Origin of the sequence: Streptomyces sp. IBSBF 3136 (assembly GCF_036815105.1) — a bacterium.
Lineage (GTDB): Bacteria > Actinomycetota > Actinomycetes > Streptomycetales > Streptomycetaceae > Streptomyces.
This window is the reverse complement of record NZ_JAJSZC010000079.1, coordinates 1-12,585: the sequence shown is the minus strand read 5'-3', so window position 1 is coordinate 12,585 and position 12,585 is coordinate 1. Positions and strand designations below refer to the sequence as shown.

Annotated in this window: 15 protein-coding genes; 9 read left to right on the top strand and 6 right to left on the bottom strand. The window is 73.2% G+C overall.

The window, feature by feature from the left end; all coding sequences use genetic code 11:
* Window positions 1-25: 25 nt before the first annotated feature.
* A complete protein-coding gene (locus V7E45_RS18725) occupies window positions 26-1,081 on the bottom strand; it encodes a GNAT family N-acetyltransferase (RefSeq protein WP_333775324.1) in 1,056 nt (351 codons plus the stop codon).
* A gap of 140 nt (window positions 1,082-1,221) precedes the next feature.
* Between V7E45_RS18725 and fdxA the strand changes: the two genes are divergently transcribed.
* Complete coding sequence (fdxA, locus tag V7E45_RS18720; protein ID WP_020942069.1) at window positions 1,222-1,542, top strand: ferredoxin; 321 nt, start codon at window positions 1,222-1,224, stop codon at window positions 1,540-1,542.
* Between the two features lie 120 nt (window positions 1,543-1,662).
* Window positions 1,663-2,760 (top strand): bifunctional succinyldiaminopimelate transaminase/glutamate-prephenate aminotransferase, encoded by a 1,098-nt coding sequence (locus tag V7E45_RS18715; RefSeq protein WP_333775323.1) that lies wholly within the window; start codon window positions 1,663-1,665, stop codon window positions 2,758-2,760.
* Between the two features lie 77 nt (window positions 2,761-2,837).
* Here the strand turns inward: V7E45_RS18715 and V7E45_RS18710 are convergent, their stop codons facing one another.
* Both V7E45_RS18710 and V7E45_RS18705 read right to left on the bottom strand, forming a co-directional pair.
* Entirely contained in the window at window positions 2,838-3,305 is a 468-nt protein-coding gene (locus V7E45_RS18710; RefSeq protein ID WP_333775322.1) for an ATP-binding protein, read from the bottom strand.
* Between the two features lie 275 nt (window positions 3,306-3,580).
* Window positions 3,581-4,573 (bottom strand): heavy metal transporter, encoded by a 993-nt coding sequence (locus V7E45_RS18705; RefSeq protein WP_333775321.1) that lies wholly within the window; start codon window positions 4,571-4,573, stop codon window positions 3,581-3,583.
* 95 nt (window positions 4,574-4,668) lie between these two features.
* Here V7E45_RS18705 and dapE point away from each other — a divergent pair, with 95 nt between their 5' ends.
* Together dapE and V7E45_RS18695 are read left to right on the top strand one after the other, a co-directional pair.
* A complete protein-coding gene (gene dapE, locus V7E45_RS18700; RefSeq protein WP_333775320.1) occupies window positions 4,669-5,748 on the top strand; it encodes a succinyl-diaminopimelate desuccinylase in 1,080 nt (359 codons plus the stop codon).
* Between the two features lie 105 nt (window positions 5,749-5,853).
* Window positions 5,854-6,612 carry a TIGR00730 family Rossman fold protein gene (locus tag V7E45_RS18695; protein WP_333775319.1) on the top strand — a complete coding sequence of 253 codons (759 nt, stop codon included), beginning with the start codon at window positions 5,854-5,856 and terminating at the stop codon, window positions 6,610-6,612.
* A 5-nt stretch (window positions 6,613-6,617) separates the two neighbouring features.
* Here the strand turns inward: V7E45_RS18695 and folP are convergent, their stop codons facing one another.
* A complete protein-coding gene (gene folP, locus V7E45_RS18690; RefSeq protein WP_333775318.1) occupies window positions 6,618-7,478 on the bottom strand; it encodes a dihydropteroate synthase in 861 nt (286 codons plus the stop codon).
* 139 nt (window positions 7,479-7,617) lie between these two features.
* Between folP and V7E45_RS18685 the strand changes: the two genes are divergently transcribed.
* Complete coding sequence (locus V7E45_RS18685; RefSeq protein ID WP_333775317.1) at window positions 7,618-7,968, top strand: DivIVA domain-containing protein; 351 nt, start codon at window positions 7,618-7,620, stop codon at window positions 7,966-7,968.
* Window positions 7,965-8,555, top strand: a complete 591-nt coding sequence (locus V7E45_RS18680) for a DNA-3-methyladenine glycosylase I (RefSeq protein ID WP_333775316.1) — start codon at window positions 7,965-7,967, stop codon at window positions 8,553-8,555. Before V7E45_RS18685 ends, V7E45_RS18680 begins: the two co-directional genes overlap by 4 nt.
* A 7-nt stretch (window positions 8,556-8,562) precedes the next feature.
* On the opposite strand, the gene V7E45_RS18675 is transcribed toward V7E45_RS18680, so the two are convergent.
* The gene (locus V7E45_RS18675) at window positions 8,563-9,366 is read right to left on the bottom strand and encodes an enoyl-CoA hydratase/isomerase family protein (RefSeq protein ID WP_333775315.1); all 804 of its coding nucleotides are present in this window, start codon (window positions 9,364-9,366) and stop codon (window positions 8,563-8,565) included.
* Window positions 9,367-9,739: 373 nt separating this feature from the next.
* Here V7E45_RS18675 and V7E45_RS18670 point away from each other — a divergent pair, with 373 nt between their 5' ends.
* On the top strand, window positions 9,740-9,907 hold the full coding sequence (locus V7E45_RS18670; protein ID WP_018544333.1) for a DUF3117 domain-containing protein: 168 nt from the start codon (window positions 9,740-9,742) through the stop codon (window positions 9,905-9,907).
* 105 nt (window positions 9,908-10,012) lie between these two features.
* Here the strand turns inward: V7E45_RS18670 and V7E45_RS18665 are convergent, their stop codons facing one another.
* Window positions 10,013-10,711: an O-methyltransferase gene (locus tag V7E45_RS18665; RefSeq protein WP_333775340.1), complete on the bottom strand. Its 699-nt coding sequence runs from the start codon at window positions 10,709-10,711 to the stop codon at window positions 10,013-10,015.
* 226 nt (window positions 10,712-10,937) lie between these two features.
* Between V7E45_RS18665 and sigE the strand changes: the two genes are divergently transcribed.
* Window positions 10,938-11,654, top strand: a complete 717-nt coding sequence (gene sigE, locus V7E45_RS18660; RefSeq protein ID WP_333775314.1) for an RNA polymerase sigma factor SigE — start codon at window positions 10,938-10,940, stop codon at window positions 11,652-11,654.
* Window positions 11,651-12,585, top strand: a 935-nt coding sequence (locus tag V7E45_RS18655; RefSeq protein WP_333775313.1) for an anti-sigma factor family protein, incomplete at its 3' end; no start/stop codon positions are given. The genes sigE and V7E45_RS18655, both read left to right, overlap by 4 nt.

Below are 12,585 nucleotides of genomic sequence, written 5' to 3'. Positions count from 1 at the left end.
GGCCTATGCCCTTCCACGGGGGTTCCTACGACCGCGCGGGGCCGGACTCGTCCGGTTCCCGGTAATGGTGGTAGGCGTGGTGCGGGGCCATGCCCAGGCCCGCGTACAGGGAGCGCGCGCCCTCGTTGTCGTCCTCCACCTGAAGCCAGGCCGCCGAGGCGCCCTCTTCCAGAGCCCGCCCGGCCAGCGCGGCCATCACCTCGGTGGCCAGGCCCTGCCGGCGCCGGGCCGGATCGACCTCGACGGCGGCGAACCCGGCCCACCGCCCGTCCACCACACACCGCCCGATGGCCGCCACCGGCGCGTCCGGGCCGTCCCCCGGCACGGTCGCGAACCACACCGACGGGCCGCTGCCGAGCACGCGCAGGGCCACCTCGCCCACCGGCCCGCGCCGGTAGCGGGCGAGCCACGCCTCGTCCGCCGACCGGGACAGCACCACCCCGGCGCCCTCGGCCCGGTCCGCGACCGGTGCCAGCGCCCCGATCCACAGTTCGGCGGTCACCTCCCGGACCCAGCCGCGCCGCTCCAGCTCCGCGCACAGCAGCTCCTGGGTGCCCTCGGCGCCGGTCGCCGTCTGCACGTAGGCGGGCAGGCCGCGTTCGCCGTACCAGCGCCGTACGGCCGCCAGCGCCTCGTCCAGCGGCCGCCCGGGGTCACCGAGCGGCAGCACGCTGTTGGCCCGCCGGGTGAAGCCCCTCCGCCGCCCGGCCGCCCCGGCCGGAAGCGGCTCGGCCGCCGCCCGCAGCTCCCACTCGCCGAGCGGCTCGCTCTCCACCGGCCGCCACGCGCGCGCGGCGGCGCGGGCGAGCTCGGGATAAGTGGCCGCCGGGCCCCTGCGGCGCGCCGGGGCGGCCGGCACGACCTTTCCCGCGACCAGCGCGGACTCCGGGATCCGGACGCTTTCTCCGTCCCGCCGTGTGATCATGAGCACGCCTGCGTCCCATGATGTGAGAACACCCACCGTGTCGGTGAACTTCTCCGGCGTCGCACCAGGTTCGCTCAAGCGCCGTACGGAGACCCGTTTGCCCACGTCAGCAGTGGTGATACGGACCTCGAGGCGTCCTTGCGCCGAGATTTCCACTGGTCAGTTCACCCCTCCTGTTCGGATCATGCCCCGAAACGGAGATACTAGGGGCGGGCATCGACGACGCCGCGCTCCCGCGCGCCAGGCGGCGGAGCCTACGGAGGCCCGCCAGCGCCCTATCGAGGAGGAACGACAGCGTGACCTACGTCATCGCGCAGCCTTGTGTCGACGTGAAGGACAAGGCGTGCATCGAGGAGTGCCCGGTCGACTGCATCTACGAGGGCCAGCGGTCCTTGTACATCCACCCGGACGAATGCGTCGACTGTGGTGCCTGTGAGCCGGTCTGCCCGGTCGAGGCGATCTTCTACGAGGACGACACTCCGGAGGAGTGGAAGGACTACTACAAGGCGAACGTCGAGTTCTTCGACGAGCTGGGCTCTCCCGGTGGTGCCAGCAAGCTCGGCCTGATCGAGCGCGACCACCCCGTCATCGCCGCGCTGCCCCCGCAGGGCGAGTGACCTTCCGGACGGCCTAGCGGCCCGCGCCGGCGCCGCCTCGGTCCCGTACGGCCGATCGCCCTGATCAGCGCCGTACGGGATCGAGGCGTTTGCCGTACCGACGAAAGAGAGCCAGTTTCCGTGTCCGCAGTCTCCGATCGTCTCCCCACCTTCCCCTGGGACAAGCTGGAGCCGTACAAGAAGACGGCCGCGGCCCACCCGGACGGAATCGTCGACCTGTCCGTCGGCACCCCGGTCGACCCGGTCCCCGAACTGATCCAGAAGGCCCTGATCGACGCGGCCGACTCGCCGGGCTACCCGACGGTCTGGGGCACCCCCGCGCTGCGCGACGCGATCACGGGCTGGCTGGAGCGCCGCCTCGGCGCCCGCGGGGTCACCCACCGCCACGTCCTGCCGGTCGTCGGCTCCAAGGAACTGGTCGCCTGGCTGCCGACCCAGCTCGGTCTCGGCCCCGGCGACCGGGTGGCCTACCCGCGCCTGGCCTACCCGACCTACGAGGTCGGCGCCCGCCTGGCCCGCGCGGAGTACGAGGTGTACGACGACCCGCGCGAGCTGGACCCGGCCGGCCTGAAGCTCCTGTGGCTGAACTCGCCGTCGAACCCGACCGGCCGGGTGCTGTCCCGGGAGGAACTGACCGGGATCGTCGCCTGGGCCCGTGCCCACGGCGTGCTCCTCGTCTCCGACGAGTGCTACATCGAGCTGGGCTGGGAGGCCGACCCGGTCTCCGTCCTGCACCCCGACGTCAACGGCGGCTCCTACGACGGCATCGTCGCCGTCCACTCGCTCTCCAAGCGGTCCAATCTGGCCGGCTACCGCGCCGCCTTCCTGGCCGGCGACCCGGCCGTCCTCGGCCCGCTGCTGGAGATCCGCAAGCACGGCGGCATGATGACCTCGGCGCCGACGCAGGCGGCCGTGGTGGCGGCCCTCGGCGACGACGAGCACGTGCACGCCCAGCGCGCGCGCTACGCGGCCCGTCGCACGGCCCTGCGGGAGGCGCTCCTCGGGCACGGCTTCCGCATCGAGCACAGCGAGGCCAGCCTCTACCTCTGGGCGACCCGCGGCGAGTCCTGCTGGCAGACCGTGGCCCACCTGGCCGGCCTCGGCATCCTGGTGGCGCCCGGCGACTTCTACGGCGAGGCCGGCGAGACGTTCGTACGGGTGGCGCTGACGGCGACGGACGAACGCGTCGCCGCGGCGGTGGCACGCCTGACGGCCTGACCGCGCCGCCCGCGAGGCGCCGGCGCACACGAACGGGGTCCAGGGAGCTCCCTGGACCCCGTCGGCGTGTCCGGGGGTCAGCCGCCCAGCGGCAGGCCCTTCGTCGGCAGCGAGGAGGTGGGCAGTGACGAGGTGGGCAGCCCGCCCTTGGTGAGGGAGTCCGTCGGCAGCCCGCCCTTGGTCGCACCGGCCGCGGTGTCACCGAGGACACCTCCGGCGGCCCCGGCCGCGTCCCCCGCGGCCTTCTGCGCCACGGGCGTCGTCTTCTTCACGGCACCGCCGCCGGTCTTGCCGGCGGCCGGCACCGCCTGCTCGACCGCCTTGCCGCCCGCGTTGCCCGCGAGGCCGGTGACGTGCTGCGCCGCACCGTCGACGGTGTTGCCGACCTGCGCCCCGTCCAGAGCGGTCAGGCCGCCGAGGTTCGGGGTGGCCGCCGGCAGGTTGGTGGCCGCGCCGGCAGAGCCGGCCGCACCGACCCCGGCGGCCGCTCCCGCTGCGACGAGCAGCGCGGCACGGGCGATCCGGCGGGTCAGGGGGAGGGACATGATGCTCCATTCGACGGGGGAGAACGCTGTGGTCGTCCGAGCTCGGACGCCGTGACTACCGCTCGAGGCCGACGAAGGTTGCGGACGCCGAAGGTAAAGAATGGATAACGCATCGCATTATCGTTTGTGGATAAAAACGGGCAAAGGACGCCCTTCCGTGCCCGTGCAGAATCCTTACCGCCCTGCAATCCCTAGGGCGGGCGGAAATCCGGCGCGGTGTGCCGGGACGTGGGCGCTCCCCGGAGCCGCGCAACCCGGCCGAGTGAGGCGTCGTACTACTGTCCGGTGACGATCCGGACCGCCCCCGAGGACTTCTCCGCGCCCCCGGTGCCCTGTGGGCGGGCGGTGTGCCACTGCCCGCCGCCGCTGCCCGCGGTCCACTCCCGGCCCGCGTACGACACCCGCTCGATGTGCAGCGCCGAGGAGTTGGCCACGGCCCAGTGCGCCAGCTGCCAGCCCCGCTGCCGCTCACCGCGCCCGGTCGCGTCCGTCCGCGCCCCCTCGGGCACCGGCACGGTCACGGTCCGCCCGTGCGCGGTCGCGGTGACGCTCGGCGACGGCGAGGGCGACGGCACCGTCGTGCCCCCCACCTCCGCGCCGGTCTCCTGCAGCGCGTCCCGCCCGAAGTCGCGTACCAGCGCCGCCCGCACCGCGTCGGGCCCGGTCGCCTCCACACCGGTTCCCGGGCGTCCGTCGCAGGTCAGCGTGGCCGCCGCGGTCCCGGTCAGCGCCGCGGCCAGCAGCTCGGCGTCCTGCTCGTGCTTGGCGTACGCCTCCGGGAAGCCGCTGCGCTGCACCCGCTGCGCCGCGACCGTCAGCGGCAGACTGCCGTAGTCCGGCACCCTGGCCAGGTGCGCGTAGAAGATGCCCGCCGCGTACGCCGGGTCCATGATCTGCCGCTCGGTGCCCCAGCCCTGCGAGGGCCGCTGCTGGAACAGGCCGAGCGAGTCCCGGTCGCCGTGCTCGATGTTGCGCAGCCCCGACTCCTGGATGGCTGTCGCCAGCGCGATCGTCACCGCCCGCCGGGGCATGTTCCGCCCGGTGCCGACGGCGGCGATCGTCGCGGCGTTCGCCGCCTGCTCCGGCGTGAACTCGTAGGACGCGCCGTCTCCGGTGCTCGACACCACCTTGCAGCCGCGCGCTCCGCCGCCCCCGGTGACGTACTGCACCACGAGGTAGGCGGCGACGCCGCACAGGACCAGCAGGGCCGCGCCGAGACGCAGGAGGCGGCCGCGACGCTTGGGGCGAATGGGGGACGGCTCTGACACGCGTACAAGGTAGCGGAGCCCTTCCCTCCCCCGGAGCCGGGTGGGCGAACCGCGGCCCATCGGGGCCTCCGGGCGGGCGCGCTAGGGTCGGCGGCATGGCCGACACCTTGCTCGATCTCTCGCTGGACGCCGCGGCGCTCACCGCGCGACTCGTGGACTTCCCCTCGGAGAGCGGTACCGAGAAGCCTCTCGCGGACGCGATCGAGGCCGCCCTGCGCGCCCTGCCGCACCTGACGGTGGACCGCCACGGCAACAACGTGATCGCCCGGACCGACCTCGGCCGGGCGGAGCGGGTGATCCTGGCCGGCCACATCGACACCGTGCCGATCGCGGACAACGTGCCGTCCCGGCTGGACGAGGACGGCGTGCTGTGGGGCTGCGGCACCTGCGACATGAAGTCCGGGGTGGCGGTCCAGCTGCGCATCGCGGCCACGGTCCCCGCCCCCAACCGCGACCTGACCTTCGTGTTCTACGACAACGAGGAGGTCGCCGCCGAACTGAACGGCCTGCGGCACGTGGCCGAGGCCCATCCGGAGTGGCTGCGGGGCGACTTCGCGGTCCTGCTGGAGCCGTCCGACGGACAGGTTGAGGGCGGCTGCCAGGGCACCCTGCGGGTGCTGCTGCGAACCTCGGGCGAGCGGGCCCACTCCGCGCGCGGCTGGATGGGCTCCAACGCCATCCACGCGGCCGCCCCGATCCTGGCCCGGCTCGCCTCCTACGAGCCCCGGTGGCCGGTCATCGACGGCCTGGAGTACCGCGAGGGCCTCAACGCCGTCCGCGTGTCCGGCGGAGTGGCCGGCAACGTCATCCCGGACGAGTGCGTGGTGACCGTGAACTTCCGCTACGCCCCCGACCGCACCGAGGAGGAGGCGATCGCCCACGTCCGCGAGGTGTTCGCGGACTGCGGGGTGGCGGAGTTCGTGATCGACGACCACAGCCCCGGCGCGCTGCCCGGCCTCTCGCACCCGGCCGCCGCCGCCTTCATCGAGGCGGTGGGCGGCACCCCGCAGCCCAAGTACGGCTGGACGGACGTCTCCCGCTTCTCCGCGCTGGGCGTGCCCGCCGTCAACTACGGGCCCGGCAACCCGCACCTGGCGCACAAGCGGGACGAGCGGGTGGAGGTGGCGAAGATCCTCGCGGGCGAGGAGCGGCTGCGCGCGTGGCTCACCGCGTAGCGGCCCGCCGGACGGCGCTGCACGTCCGACATGCTCACGTCCCCCCTCCGTAACCCGCGTGGATCTAGTCTGAGATCGAACTACCGGCAAGCGGAGGGAGCGCACATGGCGACCGGCAACCCCGAGGGGAAGAAGCAGCCGCCGGACGAGCAGCGGCTCGGACCGGTCCTCCGGCGGCGCGGGCAGGTCACGGCCAGCACGACGGACCAGCGGCTCCTGGACGAGCGCGCGCCCACGGACTGGGTGCACACCGACCCCTGGCGGGTGCTGCGGATCCAGTCGGAGTTCATCGAGGGCTTCGGCACGCTCGCCGAACTCCCGCCCGCGATCAGCGTGTTCGGCTCCGCGCGCACCCCGGTGGACTCACCGGACTACGACGCCGGGGTGCGCCTGGGCCGTGGTCTGGTGGAGGCCGGCTGGGCCGTGATCACCGGCGGTGGACCCGGCGCCATGGAGGCGGCCAACCGGGGCGCGTGCGAGGCGGGCGGCACCTCGGTGGGCCTCGGTATCGAACTTCCCTTCGAGCAGGGGCTGAACCCCTACGTCGACATCGGGCTGAACTTCCGCTACTTCTTCGTCCGCAAGATGATGTTCGTGAAGTACGCGCAGGGCTTCGTCGTGCTGCCGGGCGGCCTCGGCACCCTGGACGAACTCTTCGAGGCCCTCACCCTGGTCCAGACCCAGAAGGTCACCCGCTTCCCGATCGTCCTCTTCGGCAGCGAGTACTGGGGCGGTCTGGTGGACTGGCTCAAGCGGACCGTGGTGGCCCAGGGCAAGGCGGCCGAGAAGGACCTGCTGCTCTTCCACGTCACGGACGACGTGCAGGAAGCGGTCGCCCTGGTGTCGAAGGAGGCGGGCCGCTAGCGGCCCTAGGCCACGCCTCGCCGGGCCACCGCGGGAGGGCGGTGCCCGGCGATCGACGCCACCATCTCCAGCACCTGGCGGGTCTCGGCGACCTCGTGCACCCGGTAGACCTGGGCGCCGAGCCACGCCGACACCGCCGTCGTGGCCAGCGTCCCGATCAGCCGCTCCTTGACCGGCCGGTCCAGCGTCTCGCCCACGAAGTCCTTGTTCGACAGCGACACCAGCACCGGCCACCCCGTGGCGACCATCTCCTCCAGCCGCCGCGTCGCCTCCAGGCTGTGCCGGGTGTTCTTGCCGAAGTCGTGCCCCGGGTCGATCAGCACCGACTCCCGGGGCACGCCCAGTGCGACGGCGCGCTCCGCCAGGCCCACGGTCACCTTCAGGATGTCCGCCATGACGTCGTCGTACGTCACCCGGTGCGGCCGGGTCCGCGGCGCGGCACCGCCCGCGTGCGTGCACACCAGCCCCACCTCGTGGCGCGCGGCGACCTCCGCCAGTCCCGGGTCCACCCCGCCCCAGGCGTCGTTCAGCAGGTCGGCACCCGCCTCGCACACCGCCTCGCCGACCTCGGCCCGCCAGGTGTCCACGCTGATGATCACGTCCGGGAAGCGGCGCCGCACCTCCGCGACGAAGCCGACGGTGCGCCGCACCTCCTCCTCGGCGGTGACCTCCTCGCCCGGCCCGGCCTTCACCCCGCCGATGTCGACGATCGCGGCGCCCTCGGCCACCGCCCGCTCCACGCGCGCCAGCGCCGGCTCGTCGCGGAACGTGGCCCCCTGGTCGTAGAAGGAGTCCGGGGTCCGGTTCACGATCGCCATCACCACCGGCTCGTGCGGCCCGAATTCCCGCTTGCCCAGCCTGAGCATCCCCTGTGACCTCTCCCGTGACTTGCCGCAGTACCGCCGCCTGCGACCCTAACCGCCAGACTCGCATGGCACGATCGGACCCAGACAGAATCGGCTTCCGGCACAGCGTCCGGCACATCGAGCGTGGGGACCTCCAACGATGGTCATGTTCTTGTTCCTGGTCGTCGCCCTCGCCGTGGTGGTGGCGGCGGTGACACTCGCCGTGGTGGGCGGCGGCGAGAGCGCGCCGCTGCCCGAAGCGGCCCCCGAGCGGCTCCAGGACCCGCTGCCCCCGGACCGCCCGGTCAGCGGGGCCGACGTGGAGGCCCTGCGCTTCCCCGTCACCCCGCGCGGCTACCGCATGGCCGACGTCGACGACGCCCTCGGCCGCCTCGCCGCCGAACTCGCCGAGCGGGACGCCCGTATCGCCGACCTGGAGTCCGCGCTGGCGGGCGCCCGCGCGGCCGCGCACACCCGGCTGGACAAGCCGGGCCCGGAGGGCGGGCGATGAGCGCCGCGCTCGCCGGTCCGGACGGCGCGCTGCGCTGCCCCTGGGCCCTGTCCACCGAGGACTACGTGGCGTACCACGACGAGGAGTGGGGCCGCCCGGTCCACGGCGACGACGCCCTCTTCGAGCGGCTCAGCCTGGAGGCGTTCCAGTCGGGCCTGTCCTGGATCACGATCCTGCGCCGCCGCCCGGGCTTCCGTACGGCCTTCGCCGGCTTCCACATCGAGAAGGTCGCCGCCTTCACGGACGAGGACCGCGAGCGGCTGCTGACCGACGCGGGCATCATCCGCAACCGCGCCAAGATCGACGCGACGCTCGCCAACGCGCGCGTGCTCGCCGGCTGGGCCGAGGGCGACCTCGACGACCTCGTCTGGTCGCACGCCCCCGACCCGGCGGGCCGCCCGGCGCCGAAGACACTCGCCGACGTCCCCGCGGTCACCCCGGAGTCCACCGCCCTGTCCAAGGCGCTGAAGAAGCGGGGCCTGAGATTCGTCGGCCCGACCACGGCGTACGCGCTGATGCAGGCGTGCGGGCTGGTCGACGACCACCTGGAGACCTGTGTGAGCCGCGGCCGCCCGTCCGCCCGCTAGCCGGCGCTCAGCGGCCGAGGTACTTCGGCTTCTCCTTGTTCACGAACGCCTGCACCGCGATCGTGTGGTCCTCGGACTGCCCGGCCCGGGTCTGGAGCTCGTCCTCCTTGTCCAGGGTCTCGGCGAGGGAGTGCGTCAGGCCGTAGGCCATCGCCTCCTTGATCGCCGCGTAGGCCACGGTCGGGCCCTCGGCCAGCGCCCGCGCCACCTTCTCGGCCTCGGCGCGCAGCTCGGCGGAGGGCACGAGCCGGTTGGCGATGCCCAGCTCCAGCGCGTCCTGGGCGCTGATGCTGCGCGGGAAGAGCAGCAGGTCGGCGGCGCGGCCCGGGCCGATCACCCGGGGCAGTGTCCAGGAGATGCCGGAGTCCGCCGTCAGCGCGACGCCCGCGAAGGAGGTGTTGAAGGCCGCCGTCTCGGCGACCACCCGGTAGTCGGCGGCGAGCGCGAAGCCGAAGCCCGCCCCGGCCGCCACCCCGTTCACCGCGGCGACGACCGGCTTGGGCGCCCCGGCCAGCGCCTTCACGATCGGGTTGTAGTGCTCCTTGACCGTGCTCATGGTCTGCCGGGACCCCGTCTCGCGGTCCGACACCAGCAGCCCGATGTGCTCCTTGAGGTCCTGGCCCACACAGAACGCCCGGTCCCCGGCCGCGGTCAGCAGGATCGCCCGTACGGCCGTGTCAGCGGCCGCGGATTCCGCCGCCTCCCGCAGGGCGACCTTGGTCGCGATGTTCAGCGCGTTCATCGCCTCGGGGCGGTTCAGCGTGATCGTCGCGAGCCCGTCGCTCACCTCGTAGAGCACGGTGTCGGCCATGGCGCATCCCCTCGTGTCGCAACTGGTGACGTACCGCCCGGTACGCCGCTCTCCGAAGGACAGCATGGCGGACGACGAGGTCCGGTGACCGGACCGGACGTGTGACCTGCGTCAAAGAAATCGGGAGCGGATTCGGGGCGGAGGGGTCCGCGGGGTGGCGCAGTATCGCAGTCACATCCCCGAATTGAGTGGTTTTGCTCGCGCGCGTTGCCCAAGCGATGCCTACCGATGTTGGTCATCGGGTCCTGAGATGCGGGATAATGGCTTGGAAGCAATGTGTTCGATGCCGGTGACGCGTGTCCGCCACGGACTGCGGGTGCCCTCCGGGGGCCGTCGGCAGACGATGATCCTGGTTTCAGGAAGGGGAACGAGCATGGCGGCCATGAAGCCGCGGACGGGTGATGGCCCGCTCGAGGTGACCAAGGAGGGGCGGGGCATCGTCATGCGCGTTCCGCTCGAAGGCGGCGGTCGACTCGTCGTCGAGCTGACCCCTGACGAGGCCGAGGCGCTCGGCGACGCCCTCAAGAAGGTCGTCGTCTGACGAGCCGACGCTCCTGGCTTTCCGGCTGCCCCGGCATCGTAAGCGGTGCCGGGGCAGTCGCATACCCGGGCCCCCGCGGCCCGCGGGGCATCGGCGCGGGAGGACTCACCGCTTGACGGCGCACAGCAGACCGTCGCCCACCGGCAGCAGCGAGGTCACCAGTTCCTGGCTCTCCCGCACCGTGCGCAGCAGCTCGCGCAGCCGCAACACCTCCGTGGGCTGCGGTCCCGAGTCGACCGTACGGCCGCTGGCGAAGATCCCCTCGAAGACCACGAGCCCGCCCGGACGCAGCAGGCGCAACGATTCGGCGAGATAGTCCGAGTACTCCAGCCGGTCCGCGTCGCAGAAGACGAGGTCGTAGCCGGCGTCCGCGAGCCGGGGCAGCACGTCCAGGGCGCGGCCGGGGATGAAACGGGCCCGGTTGCTGGCGAAGCCGCAGGCGCGGAAGGCCTGCCGGGCGAACTGCTGGTGCTCCGGCTCCTGGTCGACCGTGGTGAGCACCCCGTCCGGGCGCATGCCGTGCAGCAGATTCATCCCCGACACCCCGCAGCCCGTGCCGATCTCCGCGACCGCCTTCGCGTCCACGGAGGCGGCGAGCAGTCGCAGCGCGGCGCCCGTGCCGGGCGACACCGAGCGCAGCCCTGCCTCGCGGGCCCGTTCACGGGCCCAGCGCAGTGCTTCGTCCTCGGCGACAAAGGCGTCGGCGAACGCCCAGCTCGTCTGCCGGTTGGCGGTAATGACCCTCTCCTGTCCCCGTGGTTGCCTCGGCGTGACTGTATCCGTTGGCGTCGGGAACCCGCAGATGGGACCGGGCGTTAAAAGGGTGGGGACGAGAGCCCGGAACGCGACGGGGGGGTACGAGGTGGACCAGGACGCCCAGCACATGCTGACGCAGCCGTATCAGCGCGTATCAAATTCTCGTAAAACCGCTTATCCGGAGCTAACGGGCGAGGTGGCTATGGTAGGGGCTCCACTGGACACCACCAGAGCCGACAGGGGAGGTGCGGCTACGCCCGGGGACCGGGGCGGAGTGCTGCGGCGCTTCCTCGGGTCGGCGGGCAGGCCGAAATCCGTGACCGACACCGCTGCTGACCACAGCCACGCCGCCGGCGCCGCCGCGGCCGACGCCCAGACCGCGACCTTTTCCACCGACGCGGACGGGCAGGCTTGGACTCCGCCCACGTGGGAGGAGATCGTCAGCACGCACAGCGGCCGGGTGTACCGGCTCGCCTACCGCCTCACCGGCAACCAGCACGACGCCGAGGACCTCACCCAGGAGGTCTTCGTGCGGGTCTTCCGTTCCCTGTCGACGTACTCGCCGGGCACGTTCGAGGGCTGGCTGCACCGCATCACCACCAACCTCTTCCTGGACATGGTCCGGCGCAAGCAGCGCATCCGCTTCGACGCCCTCGGCGAGGACGCGGCCGAGCGCCTGCCCAGCCGCGAGCCCACCCCGCAGCAGGTGTTCAACGACGCCCACTTCGACGCCGACGTCCAGCAGGCCCTCGACACCCTCGCGCCCGAGTTCCGCGCCGCGGTCGTCCTGTGCGACATCGAAGGACTGTCGTACGAGGAGATCGCCGCCACCCTCGGCGTGAAGCTCGGCACGGTCCGCTCCCGCATCCACCGCGGCCGCTCCCAGCTCCGCAAGGCACTCGCCCACCGTTCGCCGGACGCGCGCAGGACCGAGCGGCGGTCGTTCGTGGCCCGTGTCCCCGCTCTGGGGGGAGGGGGCGCGACCGCGTGAACGGATCCCGACCCACACCCTCGCATCTCGCGGAGCAGCACCTGGGAGACCGGCTCTCCGCCCTCGTGGACGGGGAGCTCGGTCATGAGTCGCGTGACCGGGTCCTGGCCCACCTGGCCACCTGCGCCCGGTGCAAGGCGGAGGCGGACGCCCAGCGCCGCCTGAAGAACGTGTTCGCCGAGGCGGCCCCACCGTCGCCCTCCGAGAGCTTCCTGGCCCGGCTCCAGGGCCTTCCCGGGGGAGGTGACCTGGACGGCGGCGGCACGCCGGCGCCCGGGGGCGGACTCCTCGGACGGGAACCCGACACCGGGGTCTTCGGCCTGAGGCGCGGCGAGCGCTTCGAGTTCGGGTACGTCCCCGCCGTCCCCGCGCATCCCGGCGCCCCCGAGGAGCGCGGCTTCCGCATCCACCCCGTCGGCCGCCCGGACGCCGACCGCTCCGCCTCGCGCGGACTGCGGTTCGCGTTCGCCGCCGCCGGCGCGGTGTCGCTGGCCGCCCTCGCCCTCGGCGGCGTGACCACCGCCCTGCCCGGTGACACGGCGGCCGACGTCCGCGGCGGCGCGGGCACGGGCAACGTGATCCCCGCGCGCTCGGCCGGCACCGGGGCGGGCGCGGCGACGCCCGAGTCCCAGCGCCGCCGCTCGGTGGGACCGCTGCTCCAGGGCAGCAGCCTGCTCGGCCAGACCTCCGTGGCACCGACCTCCATGTCGGCGCCACTGCTGCCCGGAGTGCCGACCCCGGCCACCGGGCGGATCCAGGACACCGTGCACGGCCTGACCACACCGGTGATGGCCGGTGCGGCCGCGGTCTCCCCGCTGATACGCCCGCTGAGTGAGATCGCCCCGTTCTCCCTGGCCCTGCCGGCACCGCCCCGGATGTCCGGCCCCGGCCTGCTGTCCGCCCCCGTCCCCGACAGCGACCCCGCTCCGTC

What these genes read in the sequence shown, in the direction of transcription:
- V7E45_RS18670 (WP_018544333.1), top strand. Translation starts at nt 9,740, where the DNA reads ATGGCGGCCATGAAGCCGCGGACGGGTGATGGCCCGCTCGAGGTGACC.
- dapE (WP_333775320.1), top strand. Translation starts at nt 4,669, where the DNA reads ATGGCCGACACCTTGCTCGATCTCTCGCTGGACGCCGCGGCGCTCACC.
- V7E45_RS18710 (WP_333775322.1), bottom strand. Translation starts at nt 3,305, where the DNA reads ATGTCCCTCCCCCTGACCCGCCGGATCGCCCGTGCCGCGCTGCTCGTC.
- folP (WP_333775318.1), bottom strand. Translation starts at nt 7,478, where the DNA reads ATGCTCAGGCTGGGCAAGCGGGAATTCGGGCCGCACGAGCCGGTGGTG.
- V7E45_RS18695 (WP_333775319.1), top strand. Translation starts at nt 5,854, where the DNA reads ATGGCGACCGGCAACCCCGAGGGGAAGAAGCAGCCGCCGGACGAGCAG.
- V7E45_RS18685 (WP_333775317.1), top strand. Translation starts at nt 7,618, where the DNA reads ATGGTCATGTTCTTGTTCCTGGTCGTCGCCCTCGCCGTGGTGGTGGCG.
- V7E45_RS18680 (WP_333775316.1), top strand. Translation starts at nt 7,965, where the DNA reads ATGAGCGCCGCGCTCGCCGGTCCGGACGGCGCGCTGCGCTGCCCCTGG.
- V7E45_RS18675 (WP_333775315.1), bottom strand. Translation starts at nt 9,366, where the DNA reads ATGGCCGACACCGTGCTCTACGAGGTGAGCGACGGGCTCGCGACGATC.